The organism is Stenotrophomonas sp. GD03930, assembly GCF_029839665.1.
GTDB lineage: Bacteria > Pseudomonadota > Gammaproteobacteria > Xanthomonadales > Xanthomonadaceae > Stenotrophomonas > Stenotrophomonas forensis.
In genome coordinates this window covers 780,896-801,993 of record NZ_JAOCAV010000002.1, presented here as the reverse complement: position 1 = coordinate 801,993, position 21,098 = coordinate 780,896, and the positions used below count along the sequence as shown (strand labels likewise).

The following is a 21,098-nucleotide window of genomic DNA, read 5'->3' as shown; positions in this document are numbered from 1 at the left end:
AACTTGGGTGCGCATCATGGTGAAGTTCATCCGCATTGGTGATGTGCCCCGAGGAACCTTTCCCACCGATCTGACCATGGTCATCCAGACGCGCCTGTATGAAGACCCGTTCACCGAGCCGATGCGGGCGGACTTCTGGCTCGCACTCACCACATTGAAGATTGCAGATCCGCCCAGTTGCAGGATGCGGACCCAGGAAGTGAACATGGGCACCCTCTCGCCCGCGTCGTTCAGCGGCGTCGGCAGCCACGCCGGGCGCCGCAGCTACGATCTGGTGCTGGACTGCGAAGCCGGTGTCGGCCAGGTGGACTATCAGGCGGTGCCCACCACGGTGGTGATCAACAGCGAGCTGGGCCTGGCTGAAGCCATCGGCGGGGTGGGCGGCGTGGCGTATCAATTCCTCAATGCAGATGGCTCGCCCATGCGCTTCTATGCCACCGACCTGTTCGGCCATGGGGGGAGCAAGCGAGGTAGTGCTCACCAGGACCTTCGGCGTGCGTTTCCAGCAGACCCTGCCTACCATCACGCCCGGGCCGGCAAACGCCGGGCTGATGTTCAGCCTTGCCTTCCCATGAATCGCGCAGGCAGCGCCGCGTGCCCCGCGGTGTCCTTGCAGTGACTATGGCAAGGATGCCTTGCGCGTTGTACTGGGGCGGGGTATATCTCGGGCAGCCCCTGCCCGTGAGGCGTTATGTTGGCCAGCGTTCGGAGAATACGTTTGCCGATGCTCAGGAGCGGACCGTGTGCGGCCGCCTGGCCGGTCATGCTGTGCGTGCTGATGGTACTTGCGCCATCCGCGCGGGCTGCCAGTTGCAGCGCAGGAACAGGGACGGCCGTTTTTGCCGCGCCTGCCTCGATTGAGTTCTCGACAAAGGGCGTGGCCAATAATGCTGCATTGACCCCCTGGATCCCGGTCAACGCCAGTACGGGGGGAGTGGTTGCTGACTTCCGCTGTGCCGCCAGCGTGCACGTCAGTTATCGCGGCATCAGCCACGGAGGCTTCATTGCCGAGCGCTATGTTGAAGGTGGAGCATCCTACATGGTGTATCCCACTGGCGTGCAGGGCGTGGGCGTGGTCTTCAACATGGAGTCTCCAAAAGCGCCAAGAGGCAGACCGTTTGCTCTGGTCTATGACGAGGTCGAACTGTTCGCCGGGCAGAGCGGCACCGAATTGGGGATGCGGATTCTGGTCAAGTTCATCCGCACGGGAAACATTTCCAACGGCAGTCACAGCACCAGGATGGTCATGCCAATCCAGTCCCGCTTGTATGAAGCGGGAGATGCCGAGCCGCTTCGAGTGGACCTGCACCTGATGGGCTCAACGCTGAGGGTCTCCGACCCACCCAGTTGCAGGATGCGGACCCAGGAAGTGAACATGGGCACCCTCTCGCCCGCGTCGTTCAGCGGCGTCGGCAGCCACGCCGGGCAACGCAGCTACGATCTGGTGCTGGACTGCGAAGCCGGTGTCGGCCAGGTGGACTATCAGGTGGTGCCTACCACGGCGGTGATCAACAGCGAACTGGGCCTGGCTGAAGCCAGTGGCGGGGTGGCCGGCGTGGCGTATCAATTCCTCAATGCAGATGGCTCGCCCCTGCGCTTCTATGCCACTGATCTGTTCGGCCATGGCGGGGCAACAGAGCAGGTGCTGACCAAGACCTTCGGCGTGCGCTTCCAGCAGACCCTGCCCACCATCACCCCCGGGCCGGCCAACGCCGGCCTGATGTTCAGCCTCACCTTTCCATGAACCCGTCACAGGCCTCAGCAGGAGAATCTCTCGCGATGATGCGCACTTTTCTGCCGGCGTTGTTCGCCGTGTTGCTGTTGTGCTGCCCGGTGGCGCAGGCGGAAGTGACGGTGGTGGGCACGCGGGCGGTGTTCCCGGCAGGCGCGCGCGAGATCAGCGTCACCCTGAAGAACGAGGGGCAACGCGTATCGCTGGTACAGGCGTGGGTGTCCGATGGAGGTGCTGACCAGCCGCCGGAGGCGTCGAAGGCGCCCTTCGTGGTGGACCGGCCGATGTTCCGCCTGGACCCGGGCACATCACACAGCCTGCGGGTGCGCGGAATCGCGACCGGGGCGCCGGTGGACGCGAAAGAGCATCTGTACTGGTTGAACGTGGTGGATGTGCCGCCGCGGGAGTCGGGCGTGGGCGACAATGTCATCCAGGTGGCAGTGCGCTTCCGCTTGAAACTGCTGTATCGCCCTGAAGGCGTGGGCGCCCCCTCGAATCCGGACGCGCAGGTGAGTGTGCGCGTCAGCGCGGCAGGGCTGGACATAAGCAATGCAGCGCCGCACTACTTCAACGTAGGCGAAGCCACGCTGGAATCGACGGCTGGCGAGCGTGCGCTGGACAGCTTCTACGTCGCACCCGGTGAGACAAAGCACCTTGCGTTCCCGGCCGGGTTCTCCGGCCCGGCTACCGCCATCCGCTACAGCTGGGTGGATGATGATGGCGCACTGCATGCCGAGCGGCGCGAACTGCGTTGACGGGGAAGGGCCTGACGGCACCGAACCGACAGATTCTGATGGATCATGCGTGGACGGTGCTGCTCGTCCCAGAATTCGTCTTCATCCTACAGCCAAGACCCTGAGCACCGCCGAAAGTGGCACTTTCCCAAGAGAGTGCCGCATCTGATGAGCAAGGCGAACCCGCTGATTTCCACCCTTGTCCTCCTGGCCGCAACCGGTATGCCGGCCATCGTCAGCGCATCCGATCATCAAGGGTTGTATCGCTTCGGCAGCCTCGGGGTGGCGACCGTCGAGGCCGAGGCTTCCGCGGCCGGTGCGCGTGTAGAGCGCAATGGCACCGCACCCAGCCTGCGCGCTGGCATCGGCTACCGCTGGAGCCGCCACGTGGCGGTAGAGGCCAACGCGCACACCACGCTGGGAAAGGTGAACCTCGGCAGCCTGGGGGGCGTGCGCAGCTATGGCACCCAGGGTTCGGTACTGGGCATCGTGCCGCTGGGCGATTCGTTCGAACTGTTTGGCAAGCTGTCGGCCGGTATCGAGCGCAACCGGTGGAGCGAGGGCGTGCGGAAGCCGTACACGGTCAGGATGAATCACATGCATCTGGGCCTGGGGCTGGGTGCGCGCTACCGCATCACCAATGCCATGGCAGTCCGCCTGGATGTCGACAGTTTGTCGCAGGGCAGTTACCACGCCGGGCCGGTTCGCGGCGAACTCAGCCTGGGGTCGGCCACGCTGGGCCTGCAGTATCAGTTCTGAGTAGAGAGCCGAGCCATGCTCGGCTCGGCTCCACCGTAGATCCACGCCATGCGTGGATGCTTATCAGAAGTCCATCGTCGCAGATAGCAACACGGTCCTCGGCGCGCCCAACGCCAGGCTCGACAACAACGGCATGCCCCAGTACGCCTTGTTGGTCACGTTGTTCACGCTGGCCCGCAACGCCAGCGGCCGGCCGGCCAGCGCGGTGCTGTAGCGCGCACCCACGTCGAACAACGTACGCCCCGGCACCGACAGGCGGTTGTCGGCACTGATGTACTGCTTCGACATCGCAGTGGCATTGCCGGTCAGGGTCAAGCCCTCCAGCACCGGCACATCCCATTCCACGCCCAGCTTGGCCTGGCGCTGTGCCACCGCAGTCGCAATGCGGCCTTCATTCATGCCGCCTGCGGTGCGGGTCAACTTGGGTTGAACGTAGGCCACGCCACCCATCAGGCGCAGGCCATCCAGCGGTGCGCCGAAGAAGCCCCATTCCACGCCCCGGTTCCGCTGCTCGCCGCCGAACGAGAAGATATTCGTGACCGGGTCGGTGTAGCTGCTCGGCCGCTTGATCTCATACACGGCGAAGGTGTGCGCGAAGCGGCCCAGGTCCAGCTTCAGGCCCAGCTCTTTCTGCTTGGTACGGAATGGGGCGAACACATCACCGGCATTGGCGGCGGTCATCGGCGCGGTGGCACCCTGGCTGAGGCCCTCGATGTAGTTGGTGTAGAGCGAAACCTTGTCCGTGGCCTTCACCAGCAGGGCGAAGGCCGGGGTGGTGGCACTCTCGTCGTAGCGCGAGGTGCGCGCGCCAGTGGCCACGCTGAAGGTTTCGCTCAGCACCTGCTGGCGGCGCACGCCCACGGTCAGCTGCACGCGGCCATCGGCGAAGGACAGCGTATCGGCGAAGCCGATGCTGTCCAGCTTCAGCTCGGTGTGCGAGATGTGCGGTGCCACGAACGGCGCCGCCGGGCCCCACACCGGGTGGTACAGGTTGGTGGTCCAGTCCCAGCCGGGCACGCTGCGGCGGCCGTAGTCGTTCTGGGTGTGCTGGTAGTGGGTCACGTTGGCGGCCCACTGGTGGCCAACGCTGCCAGTGTGGAAGCGGCCACGCAGGCCGGCATCACCGGACTGCTTCCTGATGTCGAAGGCGAGCTGGCCGATCACCGTGGTGAAGTCGCCGGCCGGGTTCAGCACCTGCGCGCTGATCGAACCGTTGTAGCGGTAGTCGGTCTTGCTGGTGCCATAGGCCAGGTAGGCCATCAGGTTGTCGTTGATGTCCAGTTCGCCGCGCAGCATCGCGCCCTTGTCGCGGCTGTCGACGTAGGCCCAATCCGGGTTGATCAGGGTATCGCCACGCGGTGGCCGCGGAATGGCCACGCCCGGCGCCAGGCCAACGCCACGTGCCGGGCCATCGACGCGGTCGTCGGCGCTGTACAGATCGGCGGAGATGCGCGCGCGCGCGCCGCGCCAGTCCAGTGCCAGCGCGCCCAGCTGCACCTTCTTGCTCTGCTTGCCCACGGCACCGTCGCCATCACGGTAGGCACCGTTGAAGCGGATGCCGAACTGCTTGTCGGCGCCCAGCCGGCGGCCGAGATCCACATGGGTGCCGAACTGCGCATCGGAGGCGAAGTTGGCGCTGACCCGCAGCAGCGGCTGCTCGCCCGCGCGCTTGGGCACCAGGTTGACGCTGCCACCGACCGAGCCGCCCGGCGGCATGCCGTTCAGCAGTGCGGACGGGCCCTTCAGCACCTCGATGCGCTCGAACATTTCCGGCGAGGTGCGGTAGTACGGCGCCATGCCGCTGAGCCCGTTGAAGGTGGTGTCGCTGGTGCTGGAGGCAAAACCACGGATCGAATAGTTCTCGCTCCACGAACCGGTCACGCCGTTGCTGAATACCGTGGGGTCGGTCGCCGCGATGACGTCGGTCAGGTCCCGGGCCTGGCGGTCGCGGATGAAGGCCTCGGTATAGCTGACGGTGCTGAACGGTGTGTCCATGAAGTCCTTGTCGCCGAGCAGGCCGACGCGGTTGCCGGAGGCTACCTGGCCGCCGGCATAGTCGCCGGTCACCCGGCGCTGTTCCTGCACCTGCACCGAGGGCAGGGTGGACGGCGCCGAGTCGGCCAGCGCAGCGAACGAGGCCAGCAGGCCCAGCGCCAGCGCCGACACGCGGTAGCGCCGGGCAGCGCCCGGCGGATGCATCGGCACGCGGGAACCACCCCCGGCCGGACGAAGGATCGAAGAGCGAACGAACTGCACGGTCATGCCAGATTCCTGTGAATCGCAGGTGCGAACGCGCCTGGCGCGCTGCCATCGGCAAGCACGGGGAGAGGGCGCAGCGCAGGGTTGTCGGCTGGGTGGGAACCTGGCGGGAAGTGAGCGACGGGCTCGATTCCGGTGTGCATCGTGGTTGCGAACCAGACGCATTCCGAATTAGTTGAGTAAATTAAACTAAATTGCAGGGTGCGGACAAGAGGGTCCATTTGCTGGCACGCTCACTACGGTATGAACATGCACACCGAGATCCCGGCGCCGGCCCGTGGCCGCCCGCCCACCATCACCCCCGATCGCCTGGCCGACATCGGCATCAAGCTGGGCCTGCCGAACCTGACCATGGCCAACGTGGCCGCCGAACTGGCGGTGAGCCAGGCCGCGCTCTACAAACGCGTGGCCAACCTGGAGGCGCTGAAGCGGCTGGTGGCCGATACCGTGTTCCAGCGCTGGCAGATCCCGCGCGCCTCGGCCGACGCGCCGGGTGGGCTGGAGGCCTATCTGATGGGTTTCGTGGCATCGCTGTGCCAGGTGGTGAAGGCCCACCCCGGGCTGCCGCCGTACCTGCTGCGACGCGCGGTGGCGACCGCGCCGATGCTGGACAAGATCGCCTCGCACCAGGCGCATGTGGCCGAAGTGTTCGGCCTGCCGCTGGACAAGGCGCGCTGGCTGCTGGCCACGATTGCGTTCTACTGCATTGCCGGTGCAGACACGATCTACGCGATTGCCGATGACGAAGAGGGGCAGGTGATCACCGAGTTCAGGCAGGGCATGCGTGCGCTGGTGATCGGCTCGCTGGAGGTGCTGCAGCTTCGCTAGATCAACGCCACGCGTGGATGCAGTTACACGGTTCGCCACGGCCCCATCCACGCATGACGTGGATCTACAATGCGACCATGCCTGCCACCCCCACCCTCGATGATCTGCGCCGCTACGCGGTGGCGCGCACGCTGTTCAAACCCACCACGCTGCTGGCTGCGATCCGCCGCCTCGGCTTCGTGCAGGCCGACCCGATCCGTGCGCCGGCACGCGCGCAGGATCTGACCCTGCGCCATCGGGTGAAGGACTATCGCGCAGGGGATCTGGAGCGGCGCTATGCGCGCCTGCCGGTGGAGGAGGATTGCCTGGTGAACTATGGCTTCCTGCCGCGCGAGCACCTGGCGCTGATGCATCCGCGCGTGTCCAGGCGCGCGTGGGACGCCGAAACCCAGCGCCGCGCGGCGGACGTGCTGGCCTTCGTGCGCGAGCGTGGCAGCGTGCACCCGCGTGAGGTCGATCAGGCCTTCGCGCACGGCCGGGTGACCAACTACTGGGGCGGCACCAGCAATGCCAGCACCCATCTGCTGGATGGCATGCACTACCGCGGCCTGCTGCGCGTGCAGCGGCGTGACAGCGGCACGCGCATCTATGCGGTGGCCGACCACGCCGAAGCCGATGCCAGTGAACAGGCGCAGATTGAACGCGCCGCTGCCCTGATCGACCTGGTGGTACGCAAGTACGCGCCGCTGCCCTCGGCCAGCCTGACCTACCTGGTGCGCCTGCTGGGCTATGGTGCACCACATCTGGCCGAGCAGACCCGCAAGGCACTGGCGCTGGCCAGGCAGCAGCTGGCCAGCTGCACGCTGGAAGGCACCACCTGGTACTGGCCGGCGGATGAGAATCCGCGTTCGCGCCGCCATGCGCCGGACGAACAGGTGCGCCTGCTGGCGCCGTTCGACCCGGTGGTGTGGGACCGCCGTCGCTTCGAGCTGCTGTGGGGTTGGGTCTACAAGTTCGAAGCCTACACGCCTGCGCCGAAGCGCCAGTACGGCTACTACGCACTGCCGGTACTCTGGCACGACCGGGTGGTGGGCTGGGCCAATCTCAGCGTGCGCGACGGGGAGTTGGCATCGAGCGTGGGCTATGCCGGCAGGTCGCTGGCCCGCGACAAGGTGTTTCGTGGCGCGCTGGACGACGAGCTGCAGCGCATGGCTGCATTCCTGTAGCGACAGGCTCGCGCCCGGCGGCGCTGCAACTCGTAAGGGTACGATGGAACGCGGTACCACTGCCCATGACACTGTCGAGCGTAGTCGGGCAGTGGGCAGGTGGTGTGCATGGGTATCGGACTGGGTGGTGCGTCGGCGTCGATGGTTGCCGGGGCCGCTTACTCGCTGAGCGCGCTGCAACCGGCCTGCTGCCTGCATCGGCCGTGCGCGTTCATCGATGCGGATCCGGACGCGGCGCCCGACCCGGTACTGATTACCGAACTGCGCGGCATGATCGAGCATGTGGGCCCGTTCCACGCCGGTGAGTACATCCACCGCATGGGCGAGCCCATCCAGGGCGTCTGCGAGGTGCGCTCCGGCGCGGTGAAGACGGTGGTCGATGATCGTGACGGCGGCGAGCAGATTCTGGGCTTCACGCTGCCGGGCGAGTTGCTTGGCTTGAACGGTGCGCAGGGGGCACGCCATCCCAGCAGCGCAGTGGCACTGGAGACGGTCCATCTGTGCCGGATGCCTTTTTCAGCGCTTGCCGACGTGGCGAGGCGTTTCCCGCGCCTGCAGCTGCGCCTGTTTTCCCTGCTGAGCCGGGAGATCGGCAAGGCCGCGCTGCTGGCGGCCAACTGCCGGGTTGAGGAGCGACTGGCGCTGTTCCTGCTCGACATGTCCGCGCGCTACCGGCGCCGGGGCCTGTCGCCGGTCCGCTTCCGGCTGCCGATGGCGCGCTCGGAGATCGCCAACCATCTGCGCATGGCACCGGCCACCGCCAGCCGCGCATTGCGCAGGCTGAGCGATGAGGGCCTGATCCGGTTGCAGCAGCGCGAGGTGCATCTGCTGCAGCCTGAAGCGTTGGCCGCAATGGCCTCCTGGAGCGTGGGCGATTGACGCGTGGCGGCCGGTTGGCGCCGGAATGCATCGGTGCGCACCAAGGTGGGCAGCTACCGGAACAGCGGTAGTCGCCAACCTTGGTTGGCGCTGGGACGCATCGATGCCAACCAGGATGGGCAGCTACCGGTCGTGCTCCACATCATCCATGCCCGGGCTGACCCGACGGCCGATGTCCTTCAATCGCGCCAGCTGGTCCACCATCGACGGCGCATCATCCAGGCTGCCGACGAACGTCCACAGGTAGGTCATCACCGCATACACATGGCCCGGGGTCACCCCGTCGGTGGTGGCGAGGCGGCCGATGGTCAGCGCGAACAGCACCGCGGCCGCTGCGCCGACCACCACGAAGGCACCGGCTTCGCGGTCGGACAACAGGATGCGCAGCCGCGACAGCGTGGTGTAGTGGCGGCGCAGCACCGACGGGCTGACCCGGTCGACCAATCGGATCTCATGCTCCAGCCGGTTGTTCAGGCGCCCATGCAGCTGCTCGTTGCGGCGCGCGAACGATGGCAGCAGCAACAGCGCACCCAGCAGCGCGACCAGGCTGGCGGCGCCGACCAGGGGCTCGATCGCCAGCAGCATCGCGGCGGCGCCGAACATCGACACCAGCGCGGTGGCGATGATCGGCACGTGCTTCTCGAAGAAGTCGACGAATTCGCGCGCCAGCACCACGCGTGCGGCAGAGGTGGAGGTCGCCTGGCCGAGGCGCCGCTGCGCCTGCACCACATTCACTGCCAGGTCGGCATAGATGCGGGTGAAGGTTCGCGTATCCACCGCACGGCGGGCGGCACCGACCAGCCAGAACAGCAGCACCACGCCGGCATAGGACATGGCGTGGCCGATGTCGCCGCGGATGATCGCGTCCACCGCGAAACCGGCGAACAGCGGGTAGGCCAGCAGCAACGCGTTCTCAAGCGCGACCAACGAGAACGTGCCGGTGAGCTGCCAGGGGTAGGTACGAAGTATCGCTTTCAGGGTGGCGGCCGCATTCTGCTGGCCGATGCTGCCGGCGGCGGCCGCCGGATCGTGGGGGTGTTTCATCGGGATGCCTGGAGGGGACGGAGACAGGGCAGGGGATGGATGCCTGCCATCTCCCCGGTCATGCCCAGTATCGGCAGCCGTTTGGAGCGGGCATGGAGGGACGATGGAGATCGCGTGGAGAAAACCGCGGTGTTCAGCGGCTGGCGTGGCTCCCGCCAGGCTGGGCCGCTACCAGAGCTTCAACGCCGTGCGTGCACCGGCCAGCGCAGTTCGAATGAACTACCGCCACGCTCGGTGGCGCGGCAGCGCGCTGTTCCGTGATGGGCCACGGCAATCGCGCGCACCACCGCCAAGCCCAGCCCAGAGCCACCGCTCTGCCGTGAACGTGAGACGTCGGTGCGCTGGAACGCTTCGAAGATGCTGTCGCGCAGTTCGTCGGGCACACCGGGGCCGCCGTCTTCCACGGCCACGGTGCAATGCCCTTCGGCCAGCATGACGCGCACCCGCAGCGGGCAGGGAATGGCATGGCGGCGTGCGTTTTCCAGCAATGCCAGCACCGCCTGGCGGATGCGCGCCGGGTCACAGTCGGCCAGCGCCGGGCGCGCCTCCAGCGTGACCGAGAAGCCACTTTCGGTGAGTGCCTCGGACATGGCTTCGACCACCGCCGCCACCTGCACGCTGACATCGCTGCGTTGCAGCCGCAGGTCCAGGTGGCCGCTCTCGGCCAGGCTGACCACGCGCAGGTCCTCGATGATGCGGGTCAGGCCCTCCAGCTGGGTGAGCATGCTGTTGAACTGTTCCGGCCCTGGTTCGAACACGCCTTCGGCGATGCCCTGCAGGCGGCCGCGCAGGATGGTCATCGGCGTACGCAGTTCGTGCGCGATCGCCGCGTTCCAGAACACCCGGTTCTCGGACATGCGACTGAGGCGCTCGGCCATCGAGTTGAAATCGCTGACCAGCGTGGCCGCTTCGGCCATCGTGGTGCCACCGCCGCGCGCACGCGCGTCCAGATCACCGCTGGCCACCCGGCGCAGGCTCTCGGCCACCGAATTCAACGGGGTGATGATGCGCCGGGTCAGACGCGAGGCGACCAGCGTGGCGAAGATGACGACCACGCTGGCGGTCAGGCCGATCCACAGCCATTCCAGGCCGGACGGCATGATGGTTTCCGGCTGGTCATACCAGCGCGGATAGAACACCTCCATCAGGTAGTAGAACAGGTAGAAACCACTGATCGACAGCACCGTCGAACACAGCGAGGCGACCGTGATGGACAGCGTGATCTGGCGTCCGATGCTCTTGCCTTTGGGGTTCATCATTCAGTCCAGGAAGCGGTAGCCGACGCCGCGGATGGTGGCGGGAATGCCGATCACGCCCACGTCCTCCAGCTTGCGCCGCAGTTTGCTGACATGACTGTCGACGGTGCGTTCCTGGGTATCGCCCTCGGGCAGGCAGGCATGCAGCAGGTCCACCCGCGCATGCACCTGCTGGGGCGCGCGGGCCATGTGCACCAGCAGGCGGAACTCGGTGAGGGTGAAGGTCAGTGCATGCTGCTGCTCGCCGCTGCGCACGGTCACCTCGTGGCTGCGCAGGTCGATCTCGAACGGCCCCTGCCGGATCAGCCCATTGGGTTCTTCGGTCACCGTCCTGGCACTGCGGCGCAGCACGGCCTGGATGCGTGCCACGATCTCGGCCGGATTGAACGGCTTGGCCACGTAGTCGTCGGCGCCTACGCGCAGGCCGGTCAGCTTGTCCACGTCCTGGTCGAGTGCAGTGAGCATGATCACCGGGGTGTTGCCCCGCCGGCGCAGTTCGCTCAGCACCTGCCAGCCATCCAGCCGCGGCATCTGCACGTCCAGCAGCACCAGGTCCGGGCGCAGCTGGCGGTGTGCGGCGAGGGCGGCCTCGCCGTCGGCGGCACGGGTGCTGCGCAGGCCGGAACGGTCGAGGTAGGCACCCAGGATGTCGGCGATTTCGCCTTCATCCTCGGCAATCAGCACCAGCGGTGGCTGGCGGGTACGGAGGGCGTGTTTCATTGCGTGATGCGCAGCGTGCGGTGGCGGCCAGTCGGCGAGGCCGACGAGGCTAGCGGCCGTTGATGGAGACTCGGTCGAGATTGTGTCGAGATTTCATGGACACGCGCGGCGCCGTTCAGCTGCGGGCCGCCTGCCTGAACGGCGGCGCCCTCTCCACGCAATCTCCATGCTGGCTGCAGAAGACGTCCACACGTGGCCAGCAGACTGGGGGCTCAGCGGTCGCACCGGGCGACTGCGTGCAGCTGGGCCTTTCGATGAGCAAGCGCAGGATCTGGATCATTGTTGCCGCCGCGGCCACGTTGGCTGCCGGCGCCGCCGCGTGGGTACTCGCCGAGGGCGACGAGGCCGCGCTGATCACCGCGCCGGCCCGGGTGGCCGATCTGGAAAAGACCGTGCAGGCGGTGGGCCGGGTCAATCCCAAGGAGCTGGTGGCGGTAGGCGCGCAGGTGTCCGGGCAGGTCAAGCGCCTGCATGTGGTGCTGGGCCAGCGCGTGCAGGCCGGCGACCTGATTGCCGAGGTCGATTCACAACCACAGCGCATCGCGCTGCGCAGCGCCGAGGCCGCCACCAGCACGCTGCGTGCCCAGCACACCGCCAGCCAGGCCCGCTACGTGCAGGCCAGCCGTGTGTTCGAGCGGCAGTCGCAGCTGGTGGCGTCGCGGCTGGTGTCGCAGGAAGGGTTTGAAACCGCACGGGTGGCCCGCGATGCTGCCCGTGCCGACGTGGCCGCGTTGCAGGCACAGATCGACCAGGCGCTGACCCAGGTGGAAACCGCGCGGATCAACCTGGGCTACACCCGCATCGTTTCGCCCACTGATGGGTACATCGTGGCGATTGTCACCAAGGCCGGGCAGACGCTGAATTCGATGCAGACCACGCCGACCATCGTGATGCTGGCGCAGATGGACACGATGACGGTGCGCGCCGAGATCGCCGAGGCCGATGTGGAACTGGTGGCGCCAGGGCAGCCGTTGTGGTTCTCGACACTGGGGCCGAGCGGACGCCGCTATGAATCCCACCTGCAGCAGCTTGAACCCGCGCCGTCCTCGATTGCCGAGGCGGCCACCGGCAGTGCGGGCGGCGCTGCACAGACGCCGAAGGCGGTGTACTACGCCGGCCTGTTCGATGTGGCCAACCCGGGCCTGGCGTTGAAGCCATCGATGACGGTGAAGGTGACCCTGCAGCTGGCGCGGGTGGCCAATGCGTTGCAGGTGCCGCTGACGGCGCTGACCGAGTCGGACGACACACGGGGCCAGCGCGCCACCGTGCAGGTGGTTGATGCCAAGGGGCGCGTGCGCGAACGTGCAGTGACCACCGGCCTGCGCACCGCCACCACCGTGCAGATCCTGACCGGCCTGCGCGAGGGCGAAAACGTGGTGGTCGGCCAGGCGCCCAGCGGCGCCGACGCCGAGCCGACCAGCCTGCTGGGAATGTGAACATGGCCGACGCACTGCTGGAACTGCGCGGGGTGTCGCGCGCCTATCGCTCCGCCGCCGGTGAGGTGGTGGTGCTGAAGGACGTCTCGCTGCGCATCGATGCCGGTGAGTTCATCGCCATCATCGGCCCGTCGGGATCGGGAAAATCGACGCTGATGAACATTCTCGGCTGCCTCGACCGGCCGACCGAGGGCAGCTACCGGGTGAACGGCGAGGCCACCGAGCAGATGGCGCCGGATGCGCTGGCGCGGCTGCGCCGCGAGCATTTCGGTTTCATCTTCCAGCGCTACAACCTGATGGAGAACCTGAGCGCCACCGAGAACGTGGCGCTGCCGGCGGTGTATGCCGGCGTGGATGCAGATACGCGCACTGCCCGTGCACGCTCGCTGCTGGAAACACTGGGCCTGGGCGAGCGCACCGCGAACCGGCCAAGCCAGCTGTCCGGCGGCCAGCAGCAGCGCGTGTCCATCGCGCGTTCGCTGATGAATGGCGGCGCCATCGTGCTGGCCGATGAGCCGACCGGCGCGCTGGACCATGCCAGTGGCCAGCAGGTGATGGCCGAGCTGAAGCGCCTACACGCGCAGGGCCATACGGTGATCCTGGTGACGCACGACGCCGCGATTGCGGCCAACGCCGCGCGGGTGATCGAGATCGCCGATGGCCGGGTGGTGGCCGACCGGGGCGAACGCAGGACGCAGGCCGCGGATTCCGCAGGTGTATCCGAACACGAAACTGCGCCGCGTGCCGAACGCCGCGCACGGGTGGACGCAGTGCGCGAAGCGGCGCGGATGGCCGTGCGTTCAATGCTGGCCCATCGCCTGCGCACGTTGCTGACCATGCTAGGCATCATCATCGGCGTTGCTGCGGTGGTGACCGTGGTGGCGCTGGGCAAGGGGGCGCAGGCGCAGGTCGAGTCGCAGATCAACGAGCTGGGCGCCAGCACGCTGGAGATCTACCCCGGCGCCGATTTCGGCGACCCGCGCTCGGCGGAAATCGAAACACTGGTGGTGGGCGACGCCGACCACCTGGCCGCCTTGAGTTACGTGGACAGTGTCAGCCCCAACCTGAGCGGATCGGTGGCGGCGTTGCAGGGCAGCCGTCGCGCCAATACCCAGGTGCTGGGCGTAGGCGCGGATCTGCCGCGCGTGCGCGGGCTGCGGCTGAAGGCCGGGCGCTTCTTCACCACTGACGAAGTGGACGCGCATCGCGCCGTGGGCGTGGTCGACCAGAAGGCTGCGAAGGCATTGTTCGCCGGTAACCCGATCGGCAGCACGGTGCTGCTGGGCGGCATGCCGGTGGAGGTGATCGGTGTGGTGGGTGCGAATGCCTTTGCCGGCGGCGCAACGCCCACGGTCTACGTGCCGTACACCTCGGCCGCCTCGCGGCTGCTGGGCAGCCAGCGCCTGGAGAGCATCACCGTGCGCGTGCGCGACAACGTGCCGACCAACGCCGCCGAGGCCTCGCTGGCGGCCGAGCTGCAACGCCTGCATGGGCGCCGCGATTTCTTCATCTACAACGCCGACCAGATCCGCAAGGCGGTGATGAAGTCCAGCCAGACCATGGCCGCGCTGGTCTCCGCCATCGCGGCGGTGGCGCTGGTGGTGGGTGGGGTGGGGGTGATGAACATCATGCTGGTGTCGGTGAAGGAGCGCGTGCGCGAGATCGGCGTGCGGCTGGCGGTGGGCGCACGCCAGGGCGACATCCTGCGCCAGTTCCTGATCGAGGCGGTGCTGATCTGCCTGTTCGGTGGCGTGCTGGGCGTGTTGTTCGCGTTCGCGGTGGGGGCGCTGTCCAGCCTGCTGTCGCTGGGCGTGCCGTTCCTGTTCACTGCGGGGCCGGTGCTGACCGCCCTGGCGTGCTCGTCGGCGATCGGGCTCGGCTTCGGCTACTTCCCGGCACGCAGTGCGGCGCAGCTGGACCCGATCCAGGCGCTGGCGGCGGAATGACGCCATGTGCGACGGTGGGTAGCGCCGGGCCGTGCCCGGCGCCATCGCTCAGGCCGCGTAGACCTGTGTGTCCACATATTCCGACAGGCCCCTGCAGGCCAGCAGCAGGCCCTCGCGTACGTCGTTGCCCACCTGTTGCGCCTCTTCGCCGTCCACGCGCACGCGCTCGCTGGCATGCAGCAGCTCCAGCAGCACGGTGAGCCCGGCGTTGGCGCGGTTGATGCGCGCCAGCGCCACGCATTGCCCCGGTGCGCGCCCCTTGCGCTGCAAGGGCTGGCCGTCGGCCGCTTCCACGTCGCGGATGCGTTGCAGGCAGTCCAGCAGGGTGATGCCGTTGGCGGCGGGATTGGCGGCGAGGGTGGTTTCCAGCGGCTCGGCGAGGGTGTCGGGCAACTGGCTGGCGACATCACCGAGGGTGGCGAACAGGTACGGGTAGCGGTCGGCGCTCATGGCGGTTTCCTTATGCGTTACGCGAAGGAGCCACCCTGCTTGACAGCAAGGGTGGCGGACGGTGCGTGGTTGCAATACCGGCGACTAACGTTGCCAAAGCTCCGGCGGGCACGAGGCCCCCACGTACCGCCCGCCATAGATGCGCGGACAGATTGCCTGCCGGCGCCATCCAGAGGGAATGGACGACGCCGACAGGCAAGCGTAAACAACATTAGTCAAACGGGATTGCAAGCCCGTGCCACCCGTTGTCGGTGGCTGGATATGATTTGCATGCAGCGCCTTGGCTGCCAATGAGAATAGTTGGAAAGTTCGAAATTATTGGAATTTAGATGCACCCGCGCAGCGAATGATCGAGGCGTGCCAATCACGACATTGCGTGCGATGCAGCGTAGCGTGTGTGGCGCGTCAGGAAGCCGGTCGAGGATGCCTGCGCACACGTGCGCGTTCGCGATACAACCGGCTGTCGGCACGCTGCAGGGTATCGCCCACTGATTCGCCAGGCGTGTGGTGCGTCGCACCGAGTGAGAACGGCGTCGGCGACTGTGCCGCATGTTGCAGATACCACTGTTCCAGCACCGCCAGCCGCCCCGTGTCCGGGGTGATCAACACCACCATGAACTCGTCGCCGCCCATCCGCACCACGTTCTCCGCCGCACCCAGCGGCGAGCGCAGGAAGGCGGCGAACTCCACCAGCACGGTATCGCCGCGCGCATGGCCCTGGGTGTCGTTGATCTGCTTGAAGTGATCGAGGTCGAACATCAGGCAGGCCCACGGCTGGTCGGCCAGCTCGTCCAGCCGTGGCAGGAAGCGGCGGTTGTAGCTCTGGGTGAGCGGGTCCTTGAAGGACATCTCGCGCAGCTGTTGTTCCTGCATGCGCAGCGCGGTGACGTCCTGCGCGTGGCCCAGCACATAGGGCGGGCTGGCCTCGCTGTCGAGCACGTTGTGATAGGCCCAGAAGTGGCGGGTGCCATCGGCGGCGATCAGCTCGATCACGCCGGCATCGGTGTGGTTGACCGCGATGCGTGCTAGGTACGCCTTGAACGCAGCGTGCTTCTCCGGTGGCATCAGGTCGCACAGGCTGCGCCCGATCATGTAGCTCTCATCGAAGCCCAGCGATTGCACGGCGGCCGGATTCACCGAGGTCAGCACGCCTTCCAGTGTGTGTGTGCAGATCAGCCCGAGGCTGTAGTGGAACAAACGCCGATAGCGGGTTTCGCTGGCTTCCAGCGCATCCAGTGCGGCGCGTTCTTCGGTGATGTCCTGGATGGCGCCGACCAGCCGCGGGCGCCCATCGACCTGCTGCCGGCCGCCGACGACGCGCGTCCAGATGTCGCGGCCGTCGGCGGTGGTCATCGGTAGCTGCACTTCCCAGGAGGTGCCTTCGTCGATGCAGCGCTGCACGGCGGTGCGGATGATGTTGCGGCTGTCTTCGCGATAGAACGACAGTGCGGTTTCCAGGGTGGGCTCGAAGGTGCTGCGCACGCCGTGGATCAGCTTGGTCTCGCGGGTCCAGCGTACCTCGTTGCTGGCCAGGTCCAGTTCCCAGCCGCCCACCCGCGCGGCGCGGTTGGTGCGTTCCAGGAAATCCTCGCTGCGCTTCAGCTCGCGGTGCAGGGCCTTGGCCTGGCCGACCTGCGCCATCAGCGTGCTGCGCTGTTCCAGCACCTGGGTGGTGACCCGGGCCAGGTGCACCATCAGTTCGCGCTGCGACGGCGACAGCACGCCGGGCATCGGGTCGAGCAGGCACAGCGTGCCGATGCGCGCACCGTGCGCCGAGCCCAGCGAGATGCCGGCGTAGTGGCGGATGCGAGGGCCGCCGGTGACCAGCGGATTGCTGGCAAAGCGCGGGTCCTGGCGGGCGTCTGGAATCTCGAACAGCGCATCCTGCTGGATGGTGTGCGTGCAGAACGAGATTTCGCGTGCGGTCTCGCTGACCCCGTCCAGCCCGATGTTGGCCTTGAACCACTGGCGCTCGTCGGCCACCACCGAGATCAGCGCCATGGTCATGCCGGTGGCGGCACGAGCGGCGGCCACGATGGCGTCAAACACGGGTTCCGGCGGGGTGTCCAGCAGGTGCAGCCGGTCAAGTTCAAGCAGTCGTTCGGCTTCGTCCATGGCGCTTTTCAGGGCTGGGTGGCGAGGGCGGCTTCGGCGGCTGTCAGGCACTACGCTAGTGCGTACCGCGTTATGTATCGCCACGACCGGGTGATGCCAACGTGAGGCAGCGGTGTCAGCGCTTGCGGGGCGAGCGGGCGGGGCGCACTGAAACGTGACGGTTGTCGCGAACGTGCCAGCGCCACGGAAACTCCACGGCGCGCGTGATGCCGATACGCGGGCCGACCACCGGGTCGAGCGGGGGCGCGGTGCCATCGCTGGCGATGACGATGCCCTGGTTGCCGGTGACCAGATCGGCACCGTCGAAGCGGCGGTCCAGCCCGAACGCCTGGGAGAGTTTGCCCGGGCCGCTGGCCAGATCGTGGTCGCGCCTGGCAGCCGGGCGCAGTTCGCGCATGTAGTCCAGCCCGGCCAGCGGCTCGGCGGCACGCAGCAGCACGGCCACCCCTTCGCCGATCCCGCCACACACCACATTGCTGCCCCAGTGCATGCCGTAGGTGAAGTAGACGTACAGGTGCCCGGCTTCGCCGAACATGCTGGCGGTGCGCGGGGTCGGCCCGCGGTAGGAATGCGCGGCCGGGTCCACGCTGCCGGCGTAGGCTTCGACCTCGACGATGCGGGCCGCGCGTCCATCGTCGCGCACCAGCAGCTTGTTGAGCAGCTCCGGCGCAACCTCGGTGGACGGGCGCTGGTAGAAGCGGCGGGGGAGAATCTTCCAGTGCGGGGGCAATCCATCCAGCACGGCAGGGGCGGGCTCTGCGGGAGAAGCCAGCAGTGTGACGGCCTGCCAGTGAAGCTGCCGGCCAGCGGCCGGCACTACCGTTCAAACGGTGGGCAGGCAAACGGCACGGTGCAGAGGCAGGGTAGTGCCGGCCGCTGGCCGGCAATCCTGCGGTGCCCGGGTCATTGCAGGTGCCGGCCAGCGGCCGGCACGCCCCGCAGCCAGGCATGGCCTGGCTCTACCGATCGGGCTTTACCCGTGCAACCCGTATCCGGTACTGGTACACGTTGTCGCCTTCGATGCGCGTGGCCTCGGTGCCACGCACCTGGCCCACCTTCTGGTTGGAGCCGGTGACCGGTTGTGCCTTGACCTCGGTCTCGTGCTCGAAGGAATGCGATTTGTCGCTGTTGCGGTAGTAGCGGTACAGCGCCCAGTACAGCGCAGTTGCGCCGGCCGGACCTGCCGCCAACAGCCAGAGGCCGCTATCGTCGCTCATGAGGTTGCCATCAGGATGAGGATTGCCAGTGCTTCGATGACCGTGCCGGCGGTCAACGCGGCCAGCAGCATCTTCCATTGCTGCACGGGCACGCTGCCCATGGTTTCGCCGGTACGGCCGTTCACTGCGATGTAGTGCAGCATGCCGCCGTTCTTGCCGGGCTGGTGGTACGAGTACAGCCAGACCGGCAGGTACATCGATACCCAGCGGGTGCCATGTACTTCCAGCTGTTCCTGCTCCCAGCGCACGCCACGGTTGTAGCCGCGCACCGAAGATTCCACCTGCGAGCGCGCAATGGACAGCAGCTGGTCTTCCAGTCGTGGCCGCAGCTTCTCCACGTCCAGGTTGCGCTTTTCGGAGGTGAAGCCCGCCAGATACGAGGCATTCCACTTCACCGCGTTCTTGGTGTCGAACGGCAGGATGGTGTTGATGATGTTGTTGGTGTTGGTGCGGACATCCAGGTTGCCGCGCTCGGCGGAGGATTCCAGCGGCAGATCGTCAACGGTGAAGTCGACCTGGCGCTCGATCTGATAGATGTCGGCGTCATAGACGGTGCGCTTGTTCTTCTCGCTGCCCACCGTGTACTGGCGGGTCTGGATCTCGCCCTTGCCGGCCACGGCCGCGCTGACGTTGCCGTCGACGATCATGTAGGGCAGGAACACGCCCACCACGTTTTCCGGGGTGAACTCCTGCTTGAACGCCTTCAGCGCGAACATCCGGCGCTTGTCGACGAACTGGCGGATGCGCGCGACGGCATCGTCCTTCCTGATATGGAAGGGAAGGACGGCATCGGGCACCGCGCCGTTGCTGATCTGTTCGTTGACGCCGAACACATGGCGGCACCAGTGGCAGCGCGCCGTCATCGTGCTTTCGGTATTGACCGTGACCTCGGCGCCACAGCCGGTGCACTTGAAGGTCATCAGCGCCGAGGTGTCGGCGTCGATGTCACGCGCGCCGGAGGCGATGACGGTGCCACGCAGCTGGTCGATGGCTTCGCCCAGCCCGAATTCCTCTTCGACACGCGCGCCATGCCATTCGTGACGGCAGTACAGGCAGACCAGGATGTCGGTGCCGGCCTTGGGCCGGATGTCGGTGGCGCCGCACTTCGGGCAGCGGTTGAGGCCGTCCTTCAGCTCGCTGGCCGAGGTGTCGATGGCGACCGGGTCCGGCGCTTCCACTTCATCGCGGATGGCCTGTGGCAGCGTCGAGGTGTCCAGCGGGAAGCTGCCGGGCAGGGGAGGGACGTCCTGCGGCGAACCCGGTCCATTCAACGACGACGCCGGCAAGGGCGGCGGCGTCGCGGGCGCGGATCCGGGCAGCGGCGGGGGGCCGTTTCGGGGATCGGACATGTTCGTTGTGCGTCCTGCCGTTACAGGCCCAGTGCCTTGGCCTTCAGGGCGTCGTAGTCGCTCTGGGTGATCAGGCCCAGGTCGAGCATTTCCTTGGCCTTCTTCAGCTTGGCCACCGGATCGTCCGTGGCCGGCGTCACCGGCTGCTGCATGCCGCCGACACCGAACATGCCCGAGGCCATGCCGACACCGACCAGGCCTGCCGCACCGCCGTTCTCGCCGGCCGACTGGATGCCCTGGGCGACGCTGGCCTGCAGGTTGGAGTTGCCGCGCGAGCCGGACAGCGCATCGGCGCGCTGCACGGTCTTCAGCAGTTCACGGGTGTTGGCGTCGTACTCGATGGAAACGATGGCGGTCTTGACGATGGCCAGGCCACGATCGCTCTGCCACTGATATGCCTGCTCGACCGCGGCCGACAGGCTCTGCGCGAAGCCGATCGAATCCTGCTGCAGCTTGGTGATGCGGTTGCCCTTGCCCGGATCGTTCGTGTACAGGCTGAAGGCCGGGGCCAGCGAACCGACCACTTCATTGAACAGCTGGCTGGCGGCGGCGTTGTCCAGGTCGGTGAAATCGAACACCTGGCCCGGCTGCAGGTAGCTGGCCGGCACGAAGTTCTTCACGAACAGGATCGGGTCGACGATCTTCAGCGTGTACGAGCCACGGGTGACCGCGCCGACCTGGGTGTTGAGGAAGCCGTCGTCCCAGTAGATCTCCGACTGGGTACCGAACCGGTTGTCCGGCAGTTCCTTCAGCGACACGAAGTAGGCGGCCTGCTGCGAGCCCGGCTGGCCGCCGAACTTGAAGCGTTCCCAGCTCTGCTTGATGAAGGTGCTGACCAGGCCGTCGCCGGCAAAGATCGACTGCGAGTTCAGATCGTCCGAGCGCCACTCGTAGCCGCCCGCCTCGGCGACGAACGCGGTGATCGCGCCATCCTGGAACAGCAGCAGGCCGTAGCCTTCCGGCACAACGATCTTCGAACCGTTGCTGATGATGTTGGACGAGCCGCTGGTGTTGGAGCCGCGGCCGGCATTGGTGCCGCGCGGCACCGCTGCGAACAGGGCCGCCGTGGACGGCAGGCCCGTGGGCACGGTGTAGAAGTCCTTCCACTGGTCGGCCAGCACACCGCCAACCGCACCCTTCACCGCCTGTACCAGACCCATGTCCAACTCCCTGTGATTCGAGGGCAGGCACCGTGCCTGCCGAGCGTG

At 67.0% G+C, this 21,098-nt stretch carries 19 protein-coding genes; 9 read left to right on the top strand and 10 right to left on the bottom strand.

The genetic code is table 11. The features are described from left to right. Positions 1–16 precede the first annotated feature (16 nt). The 4 genes from N5C18_RS14335 to N5C18_RS14320 all read left to right on the top strand — a co-directional run bounded on the left by N5C18_RS14335 (position 17) and on the right by N5C18_RS14320 (position 3,225). On the top strand, positions 17–619 hold the full coding sequence (locus tag N5C18_RS14335; RefSeq protein WP_279944859.1) for a hypothetical protein: 603 nt from the start codon (positions 17–19) through the stop codon (positions 617–619). Positions 620–763: 144 nt separating this feature from the next. Continuing rightward, a complete protein-coding gene (locus N5C18_RS14330; protein ID WP_279944857.1) occupies positions 764–1,744 on the top strand; it encodes a fimbrial protein in 981 nt (326 codons plus the stop codon). A 35-nt stretch (positions 1,745–1,779) separates the two neighbouring features. Further along, on the top strand, positions 1,780–2,487 hold the full coding sequence (locus tag N5C18_RS14325) for a molecular chaperone (RefSeq protein ID WP_230079006.1): 708 nt from the start codon (positions 1,780–1,782) through the stop codon (positions 2,485–2,487). A gap of 147 nt (positions 2,488–2,634) precedes the next feature. Then, positions 2,635–3,225: an outer membrane beta-barrel protein gene (locus N5C18_RS14320; protein WP_080376047.1), complete on the top strand. Its 591-nt coding sequence runs from the start codon at positions 2,635–2,637 to the stop codon at positions 3,223–3,225. A 63-nt stretch (positions 3,226–3,288) separates the two neighbouring features. Here the strand turns inward: N5C18_RS14320 and N5C18_RS14315 are convergent, their stop codons facing one another. After that, a complete protein-coding gene (locus N5C18_RS14315; protein WP_279945048.1) occupies positions 3,289–5,424 on the bottom strand; it encodes a TonB-dependent siderophore receptor in 2,136 nt (711 codons plus the stop codon). A gap of 303 nt (positions 5,425–5,727) precedes the next feature. Here N5C18_RS14315 and N5C18_RS14310 point away from each other — a divergent pair, with 303 nt between their 5' ends. From N5C18_RS14310 to N5C18_RS14300, 3 genes are all read left to right on the top strand, one after another. Continuing rightward, positions 5,728–6,312: a TetR/AcrR family transcriptional regulator gene (locus N5C18_RS14310; RefSeq protein ID WP_053512063.1), complete on the top strand. Its 585-nt coding sequence runs from the start codon at positions 5,728–5,730 to the stop codon at positions 6,310–6,312. A 53-nt stretch (positions 6,313–6,365) separates the two neighbouring features. Beyond that, on the top strand, positions 6,366–7,478 hold the full coding sequence (locus N5C18_RS14305) for a crosslink repair DNA glycosylase YcaQ family protein (protein ID WP_279944855.1): 1,113 nt from the start codon (positions 6,366–6,368) through the stop codon (positions 7,476–7,478). Between the two features lie 108 nt (positions 7,479–7,586). Beyond that, entirely contained in the window at positions 7,587–8,357 is a 771-nt protein-coding gene (locus N5C18_RS14300; RefSeq protein ID WP_164241028.1) for a helix-turn-helix domain-containing protein, read from the top strand. A 123-nt stretch (positions 8,358–8,480) separates the two neighbouring features. Here the strand turns inward: N5C18_RS14300 and N5C18_RS14295 are convergent, their stop codons facing one another. From N5C18_RS14295 to N5C18_RS14285, 3 genes are all read right to left on the bottom strand, one after another. Then, positions 8,481–9,401: an ABC transporter six-transmembrane domain-containing protein gene (locus N5C18_RS14295; RefSeq protein ID WP_279944854.1), complete on the bottom strand. Its 921-nt coding sequence runs from the start codon at positions 9,399–9,401 to the stop codon at positions 8,481–8,483. A 179-nt stretch (positions 9,402–9,580) separates the two neighbouring features. Beyond that, positions 9,581–10,657 carry an ATP-binding protein gene (locus tag N5C18_RS14290; RefSeq protein WP_053511938.1) on the bottom strand — a complete coding sequence of 359 codons (1,077 nt, stop codon included), beginning with the start codon at positions 10,655–10,657 and terminating at the stop codon, positions 9,581–9,583. A gap of 3 nt (positions 10,658–10,660) precedes the next feature. Beyond that, positions 10,661–11,377 carry a response regulator gene (locus tag N5C18_RS14285; protein WP_279944853.1) on the bottom strand — a complete coding sequence of 239 codons (717 nt, stop codon included), beginning with the start codon at positions 11,375–11,377 and terminating at the stop codon, positions 10,661–10,663. A 254-nt stretch (positions 11,378–11,631) separates the two neighbouring features. On the opposite strand from N5C18_RS14285, the gene N5C18_RS14280 reads away from it, so the two are divergent. Then, positions 11,632–12,813, top strand: a complete 1,182-nt coding sequence (locus N5C18_RS14280; RefSeq protein ID WP_164241031.1) for an efflux RND transporter periplasmic adaptor subunit — start codon at positions 11,632–11,634, stop codon at positions 12,811–12,813. 2 nt (positions 12,814–12,815) lie between these two features. Continuing rightward, positions 12,816–14,759 carry a MacB family efflux pump subunit gene (locus N5C18_RS14275; protein WP_279944852.1) on the top strand — a complete coding sequence of 648 codons (1,944 nt, stop codon included), beginning with the start codon at positions 12,816–12,818 and terminating at the stop codon, positions 14,757–14,759. Positions 14,760–14,807: 48 nt separating this feature from the next. Here N5C18_RS14275 and N5C18_RS14270 read toward each other — a convergent pair whose 3' ends face one another. The 6 genes from N5C18_RS14270 to N5C18_RS14245 form a co-directional block, all read right to left on the bottom strand. After that, the gene (locus tag N5C18_RS14270) at positions 14,808–15,209 is read right to left on the bottom strand and encodes a hypothetical protein (RefSeq protein WP_053449839.1); all 402 of its coding nucleotides are present in this window, start codon (positions 15,207–15,209) and stop codon (positions 14,808–14,810) included. 405 nt (positions 15,210–15,614) lie between these two features. Beyond that, entirely contained in the window at positions 15,615–17,324 is a 1,710-nt protein-coding gene (locus N5C18_RS14265) for a diguanylate cyclase (RefSeq protein ID WP_345782063.1), read from the bottom strand. Between the two features lie 115 nt (positions 17,325–17,439). Further along, positions 17,440–18,063, bottom strand: a complete 624-nt coding sequence (locus N5C18_RS14260; protein ID WP_279945047.1) for a DNA-3-methyladenine glycosylase — start codon at positions 18,061–18,063, stop codon at positions 17,440–17,442. Between the two features lie 220 nt (positions 18,064–18,283). Continuing rightward, entirely contained in the window at positions 18,284–18,541 is a 258-nt protein-coding gene (locus N5C18_RS14255; protein WP_053449832.1) for a hypothetical protein, read from the bottom strand. Next, a complete protein-coding gene (locus tag N5C18_RS14250) occupies positions 18,538–19,890 on the bottom strand; it encodes a TFIIB-type zinc ribbon-containing protein (RefSeq protein WP_279944849.1) in 1,353 nt (450 codons plus the stop codon). Before N5C18_RS14250 ends, N5C18_RS14255 begins: the two co-directional genes overlap by 4 nt. Positions 19,891–19,910: 20 nt before the next feature. Next, complete coding sequence (locus N5C18_RS14245) at positions 19,911–21,050, bottom strand: SPFH domain-containing protein (RefSeq protein ID WP_053511971.1); 1,140 nt, start codon at positions 21,048–21,050, stop codon at positions 19,911–19,913. Positions 21,051–21,098: the final 48 nt, after the last annotated feature.

Bases quoted from the DNA above. Each gene is read 5' to 3' on its own strand.
- N5C18_RS14275 (WP_279944852.1), top strand. From the start codon at position 12,816: ATGGCCGACGCACTGCTGGAACTGCGCGGGGTGTCGCGCGCCTATCGC.
- N5C18_RS14300 (WP_164241028.1), top strand. From the start codon at position 7,587: ATGGGTATCGGACTGGGTGGTGCGTCGGCGTCGATGGTTGCCGGGGCC.
- N5C18_RS14285 (WP_279944853.1), bottom strand. From the start codon at position 11,377: ATGAAACACGCCCTCCGTACCCGCCAGCCACCGCTGGTGCTGATTGCC.
- N5C18_RS14295 (WP_279944854.1), bottom strand. From the start codon at position 9,401: ATGAAACACCCCCACGATCCGGCGGCCGCCGCCGGCAGCATCGGCCAG.
- N5C18_RS14255 (WP_053449832.1), bottom strand. From the start codon at position 18,541: ATGAGCGACGATAGCGGCCTCTGGCTGTTGGCGGCAGGTCCGGCCGGC.
- N5C18_RS14250 (WP_279944849.1), bottom strand. From the start codon at position 19,890: ATGTCCGATCCCCGAAACGGCCCCCCGCCGCTGCCCGGATCCGCGCCC.
- N5C18_RS14335 (WP_279944859.1), top strand. From the start codon at position 17: ATGGTGAAGTTCATCCGCATTGGTGATGTGCCCCGAGGAACCTTTCCC.
- N5C18_RS14325 (WP_230079006.1), top strand. From the start codon at position 1,780: ATGATGCGCACTTTTCTGCCGGCGTTGTTCGCCGTGTTGCTGTTGTGC.
- N5C18_RS14270 (WP_053449839.1), bottom strand. From the start codon at position 15,209: ATGAGCGCCGACCGCTACCCGTACCTGTTCGCCACCCTCGGTGATGTC.
- N5C18_RS14330 (WP_279944857.1), top strand. From the start codon at position 764: ATGCTGTGCGTGCTGATGGTACTTGCGCCATCCGCGCGGGCTGCCAGT.
- N5C18_RS14320 (WP_080376047.1), top strand. From the start codon at position 2,635: ATGAGCAAGGCGAACCCGCTGATTTCCACCCTTGTCCTCCTGGCCGCA.
- N5C18_RS14310 (WP_053512063.1), top strand. From the start codon at position 5,728: ATGAACATGCACACCGAGATCCCGGCGCCGGCCCGTGGCCGCCCGCCC.
- N5C18_RS14315 (WP_279945048.1), bottom strand. From the start codon at position 5,424: ATGCATCCGCCGGGCGCTGCCCGGCGCTACCGCGTGTCGGCGCTGGCG.
- N5C18_RS14245 (WP_053511971.1), bottom strand. From the start codon at position 21,050: ATGGGTCTGGTACAGGCGGTGAAGGGTGCGGTTGGCGGTGTGCTGGCC.
- N5C18_RS14265 (WP_345782063.1), bottom strand. From the start codon at position 17,324: ATGGACGAAGCCGAACGACTGCTTGAACTTGACCGGCTGCACCTGCTG.
- N5C18_RS14290 (WP_053511938.1), bottom strand. From the start codon at position 10,657: ATGAACCCCAAAGGCAAGAGCATCGGACGCCAGATCACGCTGTCCATC.
- N5C18_RS14280 (WP_164241031.1), top strand. From the start codon at position 11,632: ATGAGCAAGCGCAGGATCTGGATCATTGTTGCCGCCGCGGCCACGTTG.
- N5C18_RS14305 (WP_279944855.1), top strand. From the start codon at position 6,366: ATGACGTGGATCTACAATGCGACCATGCCTGCCACCCCCACCCTCGAT.